The sequence below is a fragment of the Niallia sp. Sow4_A1 genome, from assembly GCF_052116745.1.
GTDB classification, from domain to species: domain Bacteria; phylum Bacillota; class Bacilli; order Bacillales; family Cytobacillaceae; genus Niallia; species Niallia hominis.
This window is the reverse complement of the sequence record NZ_JBQKKM010000056.1, coordinates 1-17,400: the sequence shown is the minus strand read 5'-3', so window position 1 is coordinate 17,400 and position 17,400 is coordinate 1. Positions and strand designations below refer to the sequence as shown.

The window sequence follows — 17,400 nt, the reverse complement described above, 5'->3', positions numbered from 1 at the left end:
ACAATTGAATTGTATATTTTACATTTTTATAAGTATGAAAACCTAGAAAACGATAAAATGACTAGGGAAAATTTCGATTGAAAAAAGGAACATTAAGCCAATACTTTTAAAATCGTAACAAACACAATTTGATAGCAAGAGGAGGTGAAAATGATGGATCCACTATTAAAGATCATCTCCATTTTGCTTATTCTAATCGTTATTGCCGTTGTTGGCTTTGTTGTATATTTTATTCGAAAGTCCAATGCTAATGCAAAAATTAGCAATGCAACAATGACTGCTGAACAAATTATTGAAAATGCAAAGCGTGAAGCAGACGCATTGAAAAAAGAAGCTTTGTTAGAAGCAAAGGATGAGATTCACAAGCTTCGTAGTGAAGCAGAACTAGAAGTTCGTGATCGAAGAAATGAACTACAAAAACAAGAAAATCGTTTATTGCAAAAAGAGGAAAATCTTGATCGCAAGGGAGAAGCGTTAGACAAACGTGAATCAGTTTTAGAAAAGAGGGACGATTCTCTTAATAAAAGACAACAGCATATGGAAGAGATGGAAAGCAAAGTGGACGAGATGGTTCGCAAGCAGCAAACAGAACTAGAGCGCATTTCTGGCTTGACTCGAGAAGAGGCAAAGTCCATCATTTTAGACCGTACAGAGCAAGAAGTTGCTCATGATATTGCGGTAATGATCAAAGAAAGTGATACTAGAGCAAAAGAAGAAGCAGATAAAAAGGCTAAAGAAATTCTGTCACTTGCAATCCAACGTTGTGCGGCCGATCATGTTGCAGAGACTACAGTTTCCGTTGTAAACCTTCCAAATGATGAAATGAAAGGGCGAATTATCGGTCGTGAAGGTCGAAATATTCGAACACTTGAAACATTAACAGGAATTGATTTAATTATTGATGATACACCAGAAGCAGTTATTCTCTCTGGTTTTGATCCAATAAGACGTGAAACTGCAAGACTTGCGTTAGATAAGCTCGTTCAGGATGGGCGTATCCATCCAGCTCGTATTGAAGAAATGGTTGATAAAGCGCGCCGGGAAGTGGATGAACATATACGTGAAATCGGGGAACAAACTACGTTTGAAGTCGGAGTTCATGGATTACATCCAGATTTAATTAAGATTCTTGGACGTTTAAAATTCCGTACAAGCTATGGACAAAATGTCTTAAAGCATAGTATGGAAGTGGCTCAATTATCAGGAATTTTAGCTGCTGAACTTGGGGAAGATCAAACCCTTGCCCGCAGAGCTGGACTACTACATGACATTGGGAAAGCTATTGACCATGAAGTAGAAGGAAGCCATGTGGAAATTGGTGTCGAGCTTGCTACCAAGTATAAAGAGCATCCTGTTGTAATCAATAGTATCGCATCCCATCATGGTGATACAGAACCAACTTCAATTATCGCTGTACTAGTAGCAGCAGCTGACGCACTTTCAGCTGCAAGGCCAGGAGCACGAAGAGAAACATTAGAAAATTATATTCGCCGACTTGAGAAATTAGAAGAGATTTCTGAATCTTATGATGGAGTAGAGAAATCATTCGCAATCCAAGCAGGACGTGAGATTCGAATCATGGTGAAACCAGATCTTGTGGATGATTTAGAGTCACATCGATTAGCTCGCGATATTCGTAAGAAAATCGAGGAGGAATTAGATTATCCAGGTCATATAAAAGTAACGGTCATTCGTGAAACAAGAGCGGTTGAATATGCAAAATAAGAAACGGTGCGATTGCACCGTTTTTTTTATCTCCAAAAATGAAGGGCATACTAAAACGTTCCTTAAGGAAAATGGCGTTAGGAGCGAAAGGAATTATATGATACACTGTTACATAGTGAAAAGTAGAAAGTAGGAAATAAAAATATGCATATTTTATTTATTGGGGATGTTGTCGGTTCAATGGGCCGAGACATGATTAAAGAGTACGTACCAAAGCTAAAGGATAAATACAGACCACAGTTAACGATTATCAATGGAGAGAATGCTGCTGGCGGAAAAGGTATTACAGAGAAAATTTATCGTAGCTTTCTGGAAATCGGTGCTCAAGCGATAACAATGGGGAACCATACATGGGATAATCGCGAGATATTTGAGTTTATTGATAAGGCGAAATATTTAGTGCGTCCCGCTAACTTTCCAGAAAATAACCCTGGTAAAGGGATGGTTTTTGTTAAAATTAATGATATGGAAGTAGCTGTTATTAATTTACAAGGTCGTACCTTCATGAATCCAAGTGATGATCCATTTATCGTAATTGATAGCTTAGTGAAGGAAGCGAAAAAGCGTACAAATATAATTTTTGTTGATTTTCACGGAGAAGCAACAAGTGAAAAGCAAGCAATGGGTTGGTATTTAGATGGAAAGGTTACAGCGGTGGTTGGAACACATACACATGTGCAAACAGCTGATAATCGCATTCTTCCAAATGGGACTGCATTTATGGCAGATGTGGGCATGACAGGTCCTTATGATGCTATTCTTGGTATGCAAAAAGAATTGGTGCTAAATCGCTTTTTAACGAATTTGCCAACACGCTTTGAGCCGCCAAAAAGTGGGAGAGCTCAGCTGAGCGGATGTCTGATTGAAGTAGATAAGAAGACAGGTAAAGCAAAGAAAATTGAGCGCATTTTAATTAATGAGGACCACCCCTTTTATTCCTAACAGAATGTAGCTCTTCCTTTTTCCCTGAAAATCAAATATTTTCTAAGTTTTTATGTCCAAGCTGGAATATGTGTATTAAACTTGGAATATAGTAACATTGGAATGATATATATCCTGATATGTTCATTAATCTTAATGAAACATGCGGGGGGGTTAAACAAGGAGGAGCTAGAAATGGAGATATTAAAGGTTTCAGCAAAGTCTAGTCCCAATTCTGTAGCTGGTGCGCTTGCAGGTGTTCTACGAGAAAGAGGTGGAGCGGAAATCCAGGCAATTGGTGCAGGTGCATTAAATCAAGCGGTTAAAGCAGTTGCTATCGCAAGAGGGTTTGTAGCACCTAGCGGAGTGGATTTAATCTGTATCCCTGCCTTCACTGATATTGTAATTGACGGTGAGGAAAGAACGGCCATCAAGCTCATTGTGGAGCCTAGATAAAGAGAAAATAAGATTATAGGAAAAAAAGAAAGGAAAGCGTGATGCTCATGCTTTCCCCGATTTATCCCTTCTTATGGTTGGTGAATTTGCTCGAGCAGCTTGAATCCTTTTAGGGAGATTTTAATTTAGAATGAAATAGAGCAAACCTTCAAAAAGAAGGGGGGTGTCTTATCGATTAGGTTTCGTTCCACAGCAGCAAGAGTTAAGTTAGAGAATAGACATTCTTTTTAACGAATCTCTTAAAAGCTGTGCTTTTTGTAACCGAATGAATGAGACATCCTTTCTTTTTTATTATGGCTGTGATTCATCAGGTTTGCCTCTTTAACCACTCAAAACAACTTTTTTTAAAATTGAAAATTCAGGTTTAAATAGTTTGAGATTAATGATATCTTGGTGGAAGGCCAATTAAGATTTACATAGAAGAAAATAAAGAGCATAATCGTATAGGAGTGAATTTTTTGAATTACTTTGATGGGCATTGCGATGTATTATTAAAAATGTTTAAGGATAAAATGATTAATTTTCAGAATAGTAAAAAACTTCATATAACGAAAGAAGGACTCCAAAAGGGTGGAGCAAAGATCCAATGCTTTGCCATCTATATTCCAGAATCCATTCATCCAGATATGAAGTTTGAAGCTGCATTATCCATGGCAACTATTTTTAATGAAAAAATCCTACAGCCTAACCCAGATCTTAAATTTATCCGTAATAAAATGGATATCGAGCAATTGAAAGATGGAGAAATTGGCGCGATTCTAACACTTGAGGGCTGTGATGCAATCGCTGGCGATTTATTGAAATTAAAGACATTGCTTCAATTAGGCGTATCAGCAGTCGGACTAACCTGGAACTACGCCAATGCTGTTGCAGATGGTGCGTTAGAACCAAGAGGGGCTGGTTTATCTTTATTTGGAAGAGAAACAGTAAAACTACTAAATCAACAAGATATTTTAGTAGATGTTTCCCACTTGTCAGAAAACTCCTTCTGGGATGTCATGGAACTTGCCGATCATCCGTATGCATCCCACTCAAATACATATAATCTTTGTCCACATCCTCGTAATCTACGAGATGACCAAATAAAGGCTTTGATTGAAGCAGACAGCGTAATCGGGATTACTTTTGTGCCGCAATTTTTAAGTGGCACAAATGCTGCAACCATTACAGATGTATTACGGCATTTAGATTATATCTGTTCCCTAGGAGGAGAGGATCATGTCGGCTTTGGTTCTGATTTTGATGGAATCTCTCAAACCGTTAAAGGGTTATCTTCTACTGCCGATTACCCGAATCTAATTAACGAACTTATGAAATATTATACTAGTAGCCAAGTAGAGAAGTTTTTATTTTCGAATATGGTAAAAAGATTTCCGAAATAAAGGGTAATTTTAAAAAGCATCCGGGCAGTTGCGTTCTCTCCTTTTGAGGTAGGAAAACGCAACTGCCCGTTGCTGTAAGATTCCTATATATAGATAAAGAAAATAGTAGAAATTCTTCTTTCTAACCTAGCTATTGTTTTCAAAAGGTCAAAGGCTTATACTAGAATAATGAAAATATGTCTATAAAGAATAGTACATATGAAGAAAAGATTGTTGTTTATATTGCGACAGTACCGAACTTCTGCGGGGAGCAAGTGGTTAACCTGGCTAAATCAATGGAAACCATGTTATAAAGAAAACAATCTATAAGAACTAACCTAAACCATGTATATTAACAAACTTATGGATGAAACAAGTTCATCGATAAGAGAGGAGTAGTTGAAATGAACGAAAAACAACGTTTAGAAGGACAAAAAATTGAAAGCAATAATTCTTCGGACAAAAAATCCGAAAAGGATTACAGCAAATATTTCGAAACAGTGTATAAAGCACCATCTTTAAAAGATGCCAAAAGACGTGGAAAAGAAGAAGTTCGTTATGAAAAAGATTTCTCTATTTCCGAACAATTCCGTGGAATGGGAGAAGGACGCAAATTCTACATTCGCACATACGGTTGTCAAATGAATGAGCATGATACAGAGGTAATGGCAGGAATTTTCTTAGCATTAGGCTATGAAGCTACAGATACTGTAGATGATGCCAATGTTATTCTTCTTAATACATGCGCGATTCGTGAAAATGCAGAAAATAAAGTATTTGGTGAATTAGGACATTTAAAGCATTTAAAAACAGAAAAACCAGATCTTTTAATCGGGGTTTGTGGCTGTATGTCCCAAGAAGAATCCGTAGTAAATAAGATTTTAAAAACATACACACAAGTAGATATGATCTTTGGAACACATAATATTCACCGTTTACCAAATATTCTTCAAGAAGCATATATGTCTAAAGAAATGGTTGTGGAAGTTTGGTCTAAAGAAGGGGACGTTATCGAGAACCTTCCGAAAGTACGTAACGGAAAAATAAAAGCATGGGTTAATATCATGTATGGCTGTGATAAATTCTGTACCTATTGTATCGTTCCATATACTCGAGGAAAAGAACGTAGCCGCCGTCCAGAGGATATTATTCAAGAAGTACGTCAATTGGCTGCACAAGGTTATAAAGAAATCACCTTGCTTGGTCAAAATGTAAACGCCTATGGAAAAGATTTCACGGACATTGATTTCCGCTTCGGTGATTTAATGGAAGAAATGCGCAAAATTGATATCCCACGTGTTCGTTTTACTACAAGTCATCCACGTGATTTTGATGATCATTTAATCGAAGTGCTTTCTAAAGGCGGTAACTTAGTAGAACATATCCATTTACCAGTTCAGTCTGGTTCATCAGATGTGTTAAAAATTATGGCACGTAAATATACGAGAGAAAAATACTTAGAATTAGTTCGCAAAATGAAGGCAGCTATTCCTAATTTAACACTAACAACAGATATTATTGTTGGGTACCCAAATGAAACAGATGAGCAATTCGAAGAAACATTGTCTCTTTACAAAGAGGTTGGCTTTGAAGCGGCTTATACATTCATTTATTCACCGCGTGAAGGTACGCCAGCTGCGAAAATGAAAGATAATGTTCCAATGGAAGTGAAAAAGGAACGTTTACAGCGCCTAAATGCTTTAGTTAATGAGTATTCTGCTAATTCCATGAAGGGCTACCAAGATCAAATTGTGGAAGTCCTTGTGGAAGGGGAAAGTAAGAATAATCCAGATGTACTTGCTGGATATACACGCAAAAACAAGCTAGTAAACTTTGTTGGACCAAAATCAGCTATCGGTAAACTTGTATCTGTTAAAATTACGGATGCGAAAACATGGTCATTAAACGGGGAAATGATTGAGGTATTAGAAGCGGAAGCTGTTGAGGCAAACTAATGGCTAAGTATACAAAAGAAGAAATCATCGAGCGAACAGAACAACTTGCCAAGATGATTCGTGATACAGAAGAAGTCGAATTTTATCAGCGGGCAGAACAGCAAATCAATCAAAACAAAAAAGTGAATGATCGAATTGCTCAAATCAAAAAATTGCAAAAACAAGCAGTCAATCTTCAGCACTATGGGAAAATTGCCGCTTTAAAAGAAACGGAAGCAAAAATTGATGCCTTGCAAAAAGAAATCGATGAGCTCCCAATCGTCAGCGAGTTTAAAGAATCACAGGAAATCGTCAATGAAATGCTCCAAATGGTAACAAAAACTATCGCAGATACAGTTGAAACCGAAATTCTTTCCGTTGATAAGAAGAAAGAAGAGTAAAAAGGGTTTTTGTTAGATTAGAATGTTCATTGAGTTAAATAACGTTTAACATTCTTCCGTTGATTGGAGCTGAAAGCAATAGGCTTCATTTATTTGCGAATACAATTAAAATGCCCAAAAGTAGAAAAACCAAGCATATTCTCGCTTGGTTTTTTACTTATTTTGATTATTTAAAATGTTAATTGCTCGTAAGAAAGCTTTCCGATATTCCTGTTGTTCCTTCATAGCTGTTTGCAAGGTAGAAAGCAGTGCTTTATTCAGCTGTTTCGTTTCTTTATCTTTCGCATTTCCATTATTAATCGTTTGTTGAAGAAATGTATAGACTAGAAATAGAACAGAATAGTTATCTACATAAGTTAGACTGACAGCACTTCCGCCATTTCCTCCTTCTGCATGTGTATTAACAGAAGGTCCTCCCGTTTCCAATATTTTATCAATAAGTTCCTCTGGTACGCCAAGCTCCTTCAATTTCTCAGCAGTTAAGCCAATATTTTTCTCTTGCGCCATTCTTTTCCCTCCTCCTGTTAGATATGTAAAAGAAAAGGGCAACCATCAATATGATGTTGCCCTTTATTATATGCTTCTCTCTTATAGGAGTGATTATCTTTAAAGGTGATTAACCTTCGTTCACCATTTCAGGGCTGTTTTCGTTGTAAGATACAGCAGTAGCAGCACCAGCAACGTTAGCATTAACTAAAATACCACCAACAAAGAAGTTTAATAAGTTAACACCTACAGCAGCACCACCAGCAGCACCAGAAGCAGTAAATTGGTTAGCAAGGTTACCATTTCCTTGAGTAGCGTTAGTGAATCCGCGAAGTTCTGCCCCTTTATTTCCAATGCCTTTACCTTTAGCAGTAACATCAGTACCAGCAACGCCAGAACCGTTACCTTTGTGACAATCAGATGTGTAGTTAGACAACATATGATTTCACCTCCTTTCAAAAGTAAGATTAATTCCTTATTTTTTGATGAAATCTGATAAATCTAGTGAAAAAATAGGCTTGCCATTCACGTTTAATTGGAGATTCCCATCATCATTTGAAGCATCAATAACAGGTAATTTCTCCTGTATCTTACTTAATGTTTCTTGATTTATTAAACTCTTTAGCGTTTCTGGATTAAGATTCGGCATTACTTTATCTTTAAGCGAATCTAAATCGATATTAGCCACTTTTTCTTTAATAGAATCTAAGTCAACATTCGATGCAACCTTTTCTTTCACTGCCTCCATGGTTCTTTCAGATACATTGCTTTTTAAACCTTCTGTTAATTTTTGAACCAATCCACCCATTTCAGTAGATAGCTTACCGACTAATTCTTGTGCGTATTTAGCTCCTTCTTCACCAGAAACCTCTTTGCCATTAACATTGAATTTAAAATCAAACTGATCGTTGTTATTAAATAACCCTGCCAACTTCCTCACCCCCTTACCGTATACTACAGTATATAAAGATTTGACCAAGCTGTATCCGCGAATGTATTAATACAAACGCATATTTTTTTATGAGTTAAAAATTTTATCGAAGGAATGCTGAGTTTTACCCATAAATAGAATGGAAGTAGATCCATTCAAAGGCATGGAGTGGAGCTTTGCAAAAGCAAGGATATCCGTCTAGAAAAATGGCTAATATCGGCACACTTACCCAAGTTTTACATACAATGAAGTAGATTTAAGCATTACTTACAGTCTTTAAAATTTGTCGCACACTAGACTCCTATCCCGCATAGGATGAAATGAAAATGAATGAGGAGGTTTCGCTCGAACATGGGAGAATATAGAGAGATTATTACAAAGGCAGTCGTAGCGAAAGGACGCAAATTCACAAAATCCAATCATACGATCTGTCCAGACAACAGCCCTTCAAGCATCTTGGGCTGCTGGATTATCAACCATACGTATGAGGCAGAAAAGGTTGGTAAAACAGTAGAAATTTGCGGATACTATGACATTAACGTTTGGTATTCCTATAATGACAACACACAAACAGAAGTAGTTACAGAGCGTGTAAAATATACAGATGTCATTAAACTAAAATATCGTGATCCTGACTGCCTAGAAGACCACGATGTGATTGCAACAGTATTACAGCAACCAAACTGCATCGAAGCAGTAATTTCTCCAAATGGCAATAAAATTATTGTTCATGTAGAAAGAGAATTTATCGTAGAAGTTATCGGAGAAACAAAAATCTGTGTAGAAGTATGTACAGACGAATGTGGCAAAGATGACGATGCATGGTTTGAAGATGAAGTAGAAGACGAAGAATTTGAAGAATTAAATCCAGATTTTCTTGTAGGTGGAGAAGAAGAGTAAAGGCTAGGAGCTTCCTAGTCTTTTTTTCTTGAACCTTTTTAATACGCTGTTTACATAAAGTTTGTTGCTAGAACCTCACAGCCTGAGGAGGCGCATCTTTTTCCCCGGCTAATCTTATGTCTCGAGCGAAATGGAACGAACAAGTTATCAAATCTAACTTTACTTAAAGAATAAAAGTTTTATATGTTTACAATAGCTGTTTTTTCCCAAAACCCCCCACTCAAATATTCTATTTCTTTATGGTATAATGAGAAAATAATAGATTTGGACTTGGATTTTGGAGGAAGTTATGACAACATATACGCCAATGATACAACAATACTTACAGGTAAAGGCAGATTATCAGGATGCCTTTTTATTTTTTCGTTTAGGAGATTTTTACGAAATGTTCTTTGATGATGCGATCAAAGCATCACAAGAGCTTGAAATTACGTTAACGAGCAGAGAAGGGGGCGGAGCAGAGCGAATTCCAATGTGTGGAGTTCCTCACCATTCTGCGCCAAACTATATTGAACAGCTTGTTGAGCGTGGCTACAAAGTGGCAATTTGTGAACAAACAGAAGACCCGAAGCAAGCAAAGGGTGTCGTAAAAAGAGAAGTGGTTCAGCTAATCACACCTGGTACGATGATGGAAGGGAAAAATTTATCAGATAAAGAAAACAATTATATTGCAACCATATCAACACTGACGGACGAAAAATTTGGCTTTGCATACAGCGATTTATCGACAGGGGAAAGCAAGGCAACCATATTAACTGGAATCGATTCATTATTGAATGAATTATCGTTATCAGGAGCGAAAGAAGTGGTTGTTGCAGACGATTTTTCAAAAGAGTATTTGAAAAGATTACAGGAGCGGGGAACTATAACCCTTTCGATTGAAAATGATATTGTTGAAAAAGACATGCATGTTTCTTTATTACAAGGAATAGAAGAACAATCACTGAAAAACACCGTTGCACGCTTGTTCAATTACTTATATCGCACACAAAAAAGAAGCCTTGATCACTTACAGCCAGTTTCAATTTATGTAATCGATCAATTTATGAAAATTGATTATTATTCAAAGCGAAATTTAGAATTAACGGAAACGATTCGCTCAAAAGGGAAGAAAGGTTCTCTTCTTTGGCTTTTGGATGAAACGAAAACTGCGATGGGTGGCAGATTGCTAAAACAATGGATCGATCGTCCATTATTAAATAAGGACGAGATTGAAAATCGCCAAAACTTAGTAGAAACAATGATTAGTCATTATTTTGAGCGCCAAGATTTGCGAGAAAAATTAAAGGAAGTATACGATTTAGAACGCTTAGCAGGTCGCGTTGCTTTCGGTAATGTCAATGCAAGAGATCTTGTGCAACTAAAAAAATCGTTACAGCAAATACCGATTATTCAGCAAATCGTGGCATCATTCGGGTCAAAAGAAGCAAGCAGCCTTGCAGATAAATTGGATCCATGTGAAGATATTACCGATTTATTAGAACGTGCGATTGTGGAAAATCCGCCACTTTCTATTAAAGAAGGAAATATTATTTTAGATGGTTATCATCCTGAATTAGACAGCTACCGGGATGCAAGTCGAAACGGCAAGACATGGATTGCTCAGCTGGAAAGAGAAGAACGGGAAAAAACGGGCATTAAATCACTAAAGATTGGCTATAACCGTGTATTTGGCTACTATATTGAAGTGACGCGTGCCAATGTTCATCTTTTACAAGAAGGACAATATGAGCGCAAACAGACACTTGCCAATGCAGAACGCTATATTACGCCTGCATTAAAGGAAAAAGAGAGCCTAATCTTACAAGCGGAAGAAAAAATGGTCGAGCTGGAATATGAAATTTTTACGACAATCCGCGAAACGATTAAAGAATATATTCCCCGCTTACAGAAGCTAGCCAAAACAGTAAGTGCACTAGATGTATTGCAGTGTTTTGCAACTGTCAGTGAGGATCGTCGCTATGTGAAGCCGCAATTTTCTGCGGACCGAACACTTTCTATTAAAAATGGCCGTCACCCTGTAGTAGAAAAGGTGATGAACGCACAGAGCTATGTAGCAAATGATTGCACCATGCATAAAGACCGAGAATTACTGTTAATTACAGGACCGAATATGTCTGGTAAAAGTACGTATATGCGCCAGATTGCTTTAACCAGTATTTTAGCGCAAATTGGTTGTTACGTCCCAGCAGACGAAGCAGTTCTTCCGCTATTTGACCAAGTATTTACAAGAATTGGTGCCGCAGATGATCTTATTTCTGGACAGAGTACGTTTATGGTTGAGATGCTAGAAGCGAGAAATGCCCTGTTGCATGCCACCAATAATAGTTTAATCTTATTCGATGAAATTGGCCGAGGCACAAGTACCTATGATGGAATGGCGCTTGCACAAGCCATTATTGAATATATCCACCATGAAGTCGGGGCAAAGACATTATTCTCGACTCACTATCATGAGCTAACCGTACTTGCAGATGAGCTTCCGTCCTTAAGCAATGTTCATGTAAGTGCGATGGAGCAAAATGGAAAAGTTGTCTTCCTTCACAAAATAAAAGAAGGAGCAGCAGATAAAAGCTATGGTATTCACGTCGCCCAGCTTGCAGAATTACCAGAGGCACTTATTGAACGAGCACAAGAGCTATTAACAAGCCTAGAGCAAAAAGATCAATTCGCTGAAGAAGCAGCAGTGGCGGAAGTCGAGCAACCTACCGTAAAAGCAGAAAAGATCGAAGAAGAGGCACAATTATCCTTCTTTGGTACAGAAGAAGAGAAAAAGCCGCACAAAGTGCTTTCTACTAAGGAAAAGCAAATTGTAGCGAAGCTTAAAGAGATAGATATTCTAGAAATGACGCCAATGCAGGCATTAAATACATTATATGAGCTTCATAAAAAAGTCCGAAATGATAGATGAAGTGGATTTGGTGAGTGGGATGAACGTTTGAATAGGGTTATCGTTGAGGAAAGTGGTTTTCATAAGCGAAATGAACGCCAGAAAAAAGAGGAATCCCAGAAAAAGTGGTTATCATACACAAAATAAAAGCCGAAATTAGAACCACCGTTCATTCTAATGCTAAACTACCACCAATCTGAAAATAAGTAAGAAAGAAAAGAGGAGAAACAATGGCAAAGATTATTCAACTGGATGATGCACTCTCGAATAAAATTGCTGCAGGTGAAGTTGTTGAGCGGCCAGCCTCTGTTGTAAAAGAGTTAGTAGAAAATAGTATTGACGCAAAAAGTACTTCGATTGAAATTTTTATCGAAGAGGCTGGTTTGCAAAGCATCCGCATTCTTGATAATGGACTAGGAATTGACGAAGAGGATGTCTTAACTGCTTTTTCCAGACATGCGACAAGTAAAATTAAAGACGAAAATGACTTATTCCGGATTCGTACCCTTGGCTTCAGAGGAGAGGCACTACCAAGTATTGCCTCTGTCTCACAAGTTACCTTAACAACTTCCACTGGGGAAAAGGGTACAACGATCGAACTCAAAGGCGGTCATTTAGTGAAACAGGAAGGCGCACCTGGAAGAAGAGGTACAGAGATTATCGTCAGCGATTTGTTCTTTAATACGCCAGCAAGATTAAAATATATGAAATCGATTCATACTGAGCTTGGCAATATTACTGATATCGTCAATCGACTTGCCCTTGCGCATCCTGATATTAGCTTTCGCCTAGTCCATAATGACCGAAAGCTCCTTCATACGAATGGCAATGGGGATGTAAGACAAGTTCTTGCGAGCATTTATGGCTTAACTATTGCAAAAAAAATGATTCCAATTTCAGCAAGCACCCTTGACTTTAAATTAAGTGGCTATATGGCGCTGCCAGAAATTACACGAGCGTCACGTAACTATATTTCCACGATGATTAATGGACGCTTTATTAAAAACTATTCTCTCGTACGTAGCATTCAGGAAGGCTATCATACGTTGCTGCCGATTGGAAGATATCCAATTGTTCTCTTAAATGTGGAAATGGATCCGATTCTAGTTGATGTCAATGTCCATCCATCGAAAATGGAAGTGCGCTTTAGTAAAGAACAAGAGCTGTATGAACTTGTAAGTACTACCATTAAAGCAGCTTTCAAGAAAAAAGAGCTTATTCCAGCTGGACTAATCCGCGAGAAAAAGACTGCACCAAAAGAAGAGCAAGCAGCGTTTAGCTTTGACACGGTGCGTGAGCCAGCAATGCCAATATCTGCTCCAAAATCAGAACCAACTGTTTCGATTTCAACAGAAGAGCAAGAGGAAAAGCCAACTTGGAACGAGCCAATAGAAGAACCACCAAGTAGTTGGCAAGCTGGAGAAGCTAGAGAAGAAACAACAATAACAGATACCACAGCCTTTTTCTTTGAACAGAAAGGAAGCAATTTCATTCCAACTGCACCAGTAGAAGAGATAGAGGAAACGTGGGGTGAGGAAGAAATAGCCGACGTCGTGGAAGGTCCCAGAGTTCCGCCCCTTTATCCAATTGGGCAAATGCACGGAACTTACATCTTTGCGCAAAACGAAAGAGGACTATACATCATCGACCAGCACGCAGCCCAAGAACGAATCAAATACGAATTTTTCCGGGAAAAAGTTGGAGAAGTGCATAATGAATTACAGGAAATGCTCATCCCATTAACATTAGATTATTCTCTAGATGAATGGATGAAAATAGAAGAAAATAAAGCTGAATTAGAAAAAGTAGGCGTATTTCTCGAACCATTTGGCCAGCAAAGCTACCTAGTTCGCTCCCATCCACAATGGTTCCCAAAAGGAGAAGAAAAAGAAACAATCGAAGAAATGATCGAACAAGTTCTCTCCATGAGAAAAGTAGACATCAAGCTTTTACGAGAAGAAGCAGCCATTATGATGAGCTGCAAAGGCTCTATTAAAGCAAACCGCCATTTGCGAAATGATGAGATTCAAAGTTTATTAGACGAACTTCGGACTACATCCGATCCATTTACCTGTCCGCATGGTAGACCGATTATTGTGCATTATTCGACTTATGAGATGGAGAAGATGTTCAAGAGAGTTATGTAAATAATAAAGTGAGCCCCTATAATATTCCTTATTGAACTAGAAAAATACACTAATTGAATGGGAAGGCTTAGAATTTAATCATCTTGTGTAATATAAAGGTCTGCCCCGAAAATCAGCATCCACTGATTTTTGGGGTAGACCTTTTTTTCATTCACAAAGTGAAACTTTTTCACTATTCAAACGTATTTCCTAAGAGAGGGGTGAGTAAAATAAATAAATTTGTAAGAAAATTTATGTCCATTTTATTCATTGTATTGTTGCCAATGGTAGTTGGGTGTTCGGCTCAAAATGCCTCAGAGGAAAAAAACAGTAAAACACTTGAAACGGTATTGAACGAAACGTTTACCGTACCTAATAAGGAGCTTCGTGATATTTTAGAAGATCCAAATAATTACACGATAATAGCTGCGAAAGAAAAAATTAATTCAACTAATAACTTGGATGCTTATTTAGTGAAGAAGTATAAGGCATATTTTACTTCCTATAAAAAATTCGAGCTTAATCTAAATAAAGCGTTAAAAGAATTGGAAAATCATGAAATAATAGATGTGAAGTTTGCGGTGAACAATGAACCTTTTACGGAGCAAGAAATCTACGCAGCAGTCATTTTATATAAAGCATAAGGTTTCAATAAATTCTTTTCCAATTCTAATCCGTAAACAAAAATGTCAGGAGCTGTTTAATTATGAAAAAATTACTTGCTTCCTTTCTTATTTTATTCACTTTGCTTGGTTGTTCTAATAAAGGGAAAGAGTCTGACGTAAAATCAAGTGATACTGATTCACTCGAAGAACAAATTTCGAGTGTAATAGCAGAACATCAATTAAAGAATAAAGAAATTATTGATTACGATCTAAAAGATGATTTCATTTATGTTATTTTTAAAAACAAGCATGAAAGCGGCAATACGCATAATCCTGATTTAGTTATTTTAGAGAATAAGGAAGGAAAGGTAAATTGGGTAGCGGGTCCAGAGGATCGTACAGGGTCTGTTGATACGTCTATGATATTTGCAAGAGAAGATGGTCCTACTGTTACTATTACGATGCCAACGGGAAATACAGCTGTCAAAGAGGTAAAAGTGCTTGGAGAATCTGCAAAAGCAGTAACCTATTTAGAGCATTTTACAGATGATTTTTCAAGAGCATATACCTATTGGATTTCTTATACAAAGGAAGAACCTACGTATGAGGATATTGAAGTGATTACGGAGTAGGGAAAGATAATCAATTTTTTTGTATAAGAGGAGATTTATATGGAAATAATCACATTCGGCAAAAAAGAAGAAGGGAAAGAATACATCATAAGACCTGCAGCGTATTGTGTGATCTTTAATAAGCAGAAAGATAAAATTGCCATCATTCAAACTAGTGATGGCAACTACTTTCTTCCGGGTGGAGGAATAGAAAAGAATGAGACCCATAAAGAATGCTTAGTAAGAGAAGCTTTGGAAGAAATGGGAATGGACATTGAAATAAATTCCTTTATTGGGAGTGCGCGCAGATATTTTTACTCAACAAATGAATATAAGTATTATCTGAGTGAAGGGTATTTCTATATATGCAAGATCGTTAAACAAATAGGGGAACCAACAGAGGAAGGTCATTTTCTAAAATGGCTAGAACCAATTCAAGCAATAGAAGGTTTATTTCATGAACATCAAAGCTGGGCAATTCAGGAAGCATTACGAAAAGGATAACAATTTTCACTTATCTGAGCTTGGAGGCGTAATAAATGGAATACTATAAATATTTAAGGCAGCATGTAGGGCATAAGCCACTTATTCTACCTGGTTCTGTTGTCATCATGCTAAATGAACAAGAGGAAGTGTTATTGCAAAAAAGGCTTGATGGATATTGGGGATTGCCAGGTGGGTTAATGGATTTAGGGGAGAGCTTTGAAGAAGTAGCAAGAAGAGAGGTCTTTGAAGAAACAGGATTAAAAGTTGAAAATCTTACATTACTAAATGTATTTTCTGGTTCTGATTATTATTTTAAAATCCCCAATGGCGATGAAGTATATGCAGTAACAGCAGTGTATTTTACGAAAGATATAAGTGGAGAAATGAACATTGATTATAATGAGTCAGAAAAAATGCAGTATTTTCCTTTAAATAAATTGCCTAGTGAATTATCGGATGAATATAGAGGATATCTGGAGAAATATATAGAATGGGAAAATAATGTGTTGTGATAGCGGAAGCATTTAATTATAAGAGGTGTAGGAATGGAAAATCTAGAACAGCTCAGAATAAAATTAAAGACCATTGAAAAATGGGAGAAAAACCAAAAAGGGTTGTTCTTCTGGGAAAAAATCGGGCGGCTTCCATTTGTGCTGTTAGACAAATGGACACCGAAATACATACAAGACAAAATACATATCCTATTAGATGAAATTGCAGTATATATTGACAATGGTGGAAAATATTTAGTGAATAAGGAAAAAACAGTACATAAAGTAAAAAAAGAATTATCCTTACAGAAGGATATAAAACTTGATGATATAAAATACTTTTCTATTGATTCCATGGAAAAGACAGCAGAAGCCTTTATAAAAAGTCATGCTAAGAATGCGCAAATTCAGGGGGCTACAACTGGATTTGGGGGGATTTTTACTCTCGCTGTAGATATTCCCCTTATTTTTGGGATTACCTTAAAGACTATACAAGAAGTGGCGGTTGCATATGGATATGACCCATCCAATAAGGAAGAACGAATATTCATGATCAAATGTATGCAATTTACGTCATCTGATATAGTTGGAAAAAAAGCAATCTTAAATGAATTGACAAATGCACAAGAGGAGGAAGGCTTTGCGCAGCTACAAGGCTGGAGAGAGGTATTCGCCTCTTATCGAGATAATTTTGGTTGGAAAAAGCTGTTTCAAATGATTCCCGTCGCTGGAATGATTTTTGGTGCGTATATGAATAAATCAGCCATAAAAGATGTGGGAGAAGTTGCGAATAAGCTCTATCAAAAGCGTAGGGTATTGGAGAGAATAGAGCAATACACAGGTAAGGTGGAGTAGTCCTTCTTTTTTTGATTACAAGGAAGATTGAATCGGCTACAATCTTCATATAAGACAAGTAAGTATAAAATATGCGCTTGTTTTTATGTAAGTTCCCCCTAATCGAATAGGGAGGGCACTGAAAAAGTCTAGTTCTCCAAATAAAATGAGGTTTTATTTATTTGAAAGCGAATAATAAGTTGGTTTGGAGAGGTGTCCGCTTGACTCCTATGGGAGCAGCG

At 37.2% G+C, this 17,400-nt stretch carries 17 protein-coding genes; 14 read left to right on the top strand and 3 right to left on the bottom strand.

Going from position 1 to position 17,400, the window contains the following annotated elements:
* Nucleotides 1-153 precede the first annotated feature (153 nt).
* From rny to ACTQ5K_RS21885, 6 genes are all read left to right on the top strand, one after another.
* Nucleotides 154-1,725, top strand: coding sequence for a ribonuclease Y (gene rny, locus ACTQ5K_RS21910; RefSeq protein ID WP_235247713.1), 1,572 nt, complete (start codon nucleotides 154-156; stop codon nucleotides 1,723-1,725).
* 144 nt (nucleotides 1,726-1,869) lie between these two features.
* On the top strand, nucleotides 1,870-2,667 hold the full coding sequence (locus ACTQ5K_RS21905) for a TIGR00282 family metallophosphoesterase (RefSeq protein WP_031534615.1): 798 nt from the start codon (nucleotides 1,870-1,872) through the stop codon (nucleotides 2,665-2,667).
* Between the two features lie 174 nt (nucleotides 2,668-2,841).
* Nucleotides 2,842-3,102: a stage V sporulation protein SpoVS gene (gene spoVS, locus ACTQ5K_RS21900; protein ID WP_016201204.1), complete on the top strand. Its 261-nt coding sequence runs from the start codon at nucleotides 2,842-2,844 to the stop codon at nucleotides 3,100-3,102.
* 458 nt (nucleotides 3,103-3,560) lie between these two features.
* A complete protein-coding gene (locus tag ACTQ5K_RS21895; protein WP_031534616.1) occupies nucleotides 3,561-4,484 on the top strand; it encodes a dipeptidase in 924 nt (307 codons plus the stop codon).
* Between the two features lie 383 nt (nucleotides 4,485-4,867).
* Nucleotides 4,868-6,418: a tRNA (N6-isopentenyl adenosine(37)-C2)-methylthiotransferase MiaB gene (miaB, locus tag ACTQ5K_RS21890; RefSeq protein ID WP_235247668.1), complete on the top strand. Its 1,551-nt coding sequence runs from the start codon at nucleotides 4,868-4,870 to the stop codon at nucleotides 6,416-6,418.
* On the top strand, nucleotides 6,418-6,798 hold the full coding sequence (locus tag ACTQ5K_RS21885) for a RicAFT regulatory complex protein RicA family protein (RefSeq protein WP_235247667.1): 381 nt from the start codon (nucleotides 6,418-6,420) through the stop codon (nucleotides 6,796-6,798). The genes miaB and ACTQ5K_RS21885 overlap by 1 nt, the downstream gene beginning before the upstream one ends.
* A gap of 153 nt (nucleotides 6,799-6,951) precedes the next feature.
* Here the strand turns inward: ACTQ5K_RS21885 and ACTQ5K_RS21880 are convergent, their stop codons facing one another.
* The 3 genes from ACTQ5K_RS21880 to ACTQ5K_RS21870 all read right to left on the bottom strand — a co-directional run bounded on the left by ACTQ5K_RS21880 (nucleotide 6,952) and on the right by ACTQ5K_RS21870 (nucleotide 8,215).
* The gene (locus ACTQ5K_RS21880; protein ID WP_235247666.1) at nucleotides 6,952-7,305 is read right to left on the bottom strand and encodes a hypothetical protein; all 354 of its coding nucleotides are present in this window, start codon (nucleotides 7,303-7,305) and stop codon (nucleotides 6,952-6,954) included.
* A 109-nt stretch (nucleotides 7,306-7,414) separates the two neighbouring features.
* Entirely contained in the window at nucleotides 7,415-7,723 is a 309-nt protein-coding gene (locus ACTQ5K_RS21875) for a hypothetical protein (RefSeq protein WP_031534622.1), read from the bottom strand.
* 36 nt (nucleotides 7,724-7,759) lie between these two features.
* Nucleotides 7,760-8,215 carry a hypothetical protein gene (locus ACTQ5K_RS21870; RefSeq protein ID WP_031534623.1) on the bottom strand — a complete coding sequence of 152 codons (456 nt, stop codon included), beginning with the start codon at nucleotides 8,213-8,215 and terminating at the stop codon, nucleotides 7,760-7,762.
* A 351-nt stretch (nucleotides 8,216-8,566) separates the two neighbouring features.
* On the opposite strand from ACTQ5K_RS21870, the gene ACTQ5K_RS21865 reads away from it, so the two are divergent.
* The 8 genes from ACTQ5K_RS21865 to ACTQ5K_RS21830 all read left to right on the top strand — a co-directional run bounded on the left by ACTQ5K_RS21865 (nucleotide 8,567) and on the right by ACTQ5K_RS21830 (nucleotide 17,179).
* Nucleotides 8,567-9,115, top strand: coding sequence for an outer spore coat protein CotE (locus ACTQ5K_RS21865; RefSeq protein WP_251627950.1), 549 nt, complete (start codon nucleotides 8,567-8,569; stop codon nucleotides 9,113-9,115).
* Between the two features lie 289 nt (nucleotides 9,116-9,404).
* Complete coding sequence (gene mutS / locus ACTQ5K_RS21860) at nucleotides 9,405-12,026, top strand: DNA mismatch repair protein MutS (protein WP_031534628.1); 2,622 nt, start codon at nucleotides 9,405-9,407, stop codon at nucleotides 12,024-12,026.
* 209 nt (nucleotides 12,027-12,235) lie between these two features.
* A complete protein-coding gene (mutL, locus tag ACTQ5K_RS21855; RefSeq protein WP_031534630.1) occupies nucleotides 12,236-14,152 on the top strand; it encodes a DNA mismatch repair endonuclease MutL in 1,917 nt (638 codons plus the stop codon).
* A gap of 200 nt (nucleotides 14,153-14,352) precedes the next feature.
* Nucleotides 14,353-14,775: a hypothetical protein gene (locus ACTQ5K_RS21850; RefSeq protein WP_152910860.1), complete on the top strand. Its 423-nt coding sequence runs from the start codon at nucleotides 14,353-14,355 to the stop codon at nucleotides 14,773-14,775.
* Between the two features lie 62 nt (nucleotides 14,776-14,837).
* A complete protein-coding gene (locus ACTQ5K_RS21845) occupies nucleotides 14,838-15,368 on the top strand; it encodes a hypothetical protein (protein WP_031534634.1) in 531 nt (176 codons plus the stop codon).
* 39 nt (nucleotides 15,369-15,407) lie between these two features.
* The gene (locus tag ACTQ5K_RS21840) at nucleotides 15,408-15,851 is read left to right on the top strand and encodes an NUDIX hydrolase (protein WP_031534636.1); all 444 of its coding nucleotides are present in this window, start codon (nucleotides 15,408-15,410) and stop codon (nucleotides 15,849-15,851) included.
* 35 nt (nucleotides 15,852-15,886) lie between these two features.
* Nucleotides 15,887-16,345: an NUDIX hydrolase gene (locus ACTQ5K_RS21835; RefSeq protein ID WP_031534639.1), complete on the top strand. Its 459-nt coding sequence runs from the start codon at nucleotides 15,887-15,889 to the stop codon at nucleotides 16,343-16,345.
* Nucleotides 16,346-16,378: 33 nt separating this feature from the next.
* On the top strand, nucleotides 16,379-17,179 hold the full coding sequence (locus tag ACTQ5K_RS21830) for an EcsC family protein (RefSeq protein ID WP_031534641.1): 801 nt from the start codon (nucleotides 16,379-16,381) through the stop codon (nucleotides 17,177-17,179).
* The last annotated feature ends 221 nt before the right edge of the window (nucleotides 17,180-17,400 follow it).

Bases quoted from the DNA above. Each gene is read 5' to 3' on its own strand.
- rny (WP_235247713.1), top strand. From the start codon at position 154: ATGGATCCACTATTAAAGATCATCTCCATTTTGCTTATTCTAATCGTT.
- spoVS (WP_016201204.1), top strand. From the start codon at position 2,842: ATGGAGATATTAAAGGTTTCAGCAAAGTCTAGTCCCAATTCTGTAGCT.
- ACTQ5K_RS21875 (WP_031534622.1), bottom strand. From the start codon at position 7,723: ATGTTGTCTAACTACACATCTGATTGTCACAAAGGTAACGGTTCTGGC.
- ACTQ5K_RS21885 (WP_235247667.1), top strand. From the start codon at position 6,418: ATGGCTAAGTATACAAAAGAAGAAATCATCGAGCGAACAGAACAACTT.
- ACTQ5K_RS21905 (WP_031534615.1), top strand. From the start codon at position 1,870: ATGCATATTTTATTTATTGGGGATGTTGTCGGTTCAATGGGCCGAGAC.
- ACTQ5K_RS21840 (WP_031534636.1), top strand. From the start codon at position 15,408: ATGGAAATAATCACATTCGGCAAAAAAGAAGAAGGGAAAGAATACATC.
- ACTQ5K_RS21845 (WP_031534634.1), top strand. From the start codon at position 14,838: ATGAAAAAATTACTTGCTTCCTTTCTTATTTTATTCACTTTGCTTGGT.
- ACTQ5K_RS21835 (WP_031534639.1), top strand. From the start codon at position 15,887: ATGGAATACTATAAATATTTAAGGCAGCATGTAGGGCATAAGCCACTT.
- miaB (WP_235247668.1), top strand. From the start codon at position 4,868: ATGAACGAAAAACAACGTTTAGAAGGACAAAAAATTGAAAGCAATAAT.
- mutL (WP_031534630.1), top strand. From the start codon at position 12,236: ATGGCAAAGATTATTCAACTGGATGATGCACTCTCGAATAAAATTGCT.
- mutS (WP_031534628.1), top strand. From the start codon at position 9,405: ATGACAACATATACGCCAATGATACAACAATACTTACAGGTAAAGGCA.
- ACTQ5K_RS21865 (WP_251627950.1), top strand. From the start codon at position 8,567: ATGGGAGAATATAGAGAGATTATTACAAAGGCAGTCGTAGCGAAAGGA.
- ACTQ5K_RS21880 (WP_235247666.1), bottom strand. From the start codon at position 7,305: ATGGCGCAAGAGAAAAATATTGGCTTAACTGCTGAGAAATTGAAGGAG.
- ACTQ5K_RS21830 (WP_031534641.1), top strand. From the start codon at position 16,379: ATGGAAAATCTAGAACAGCTCAGAATAAAATTAAAGACCATTGAAAAA.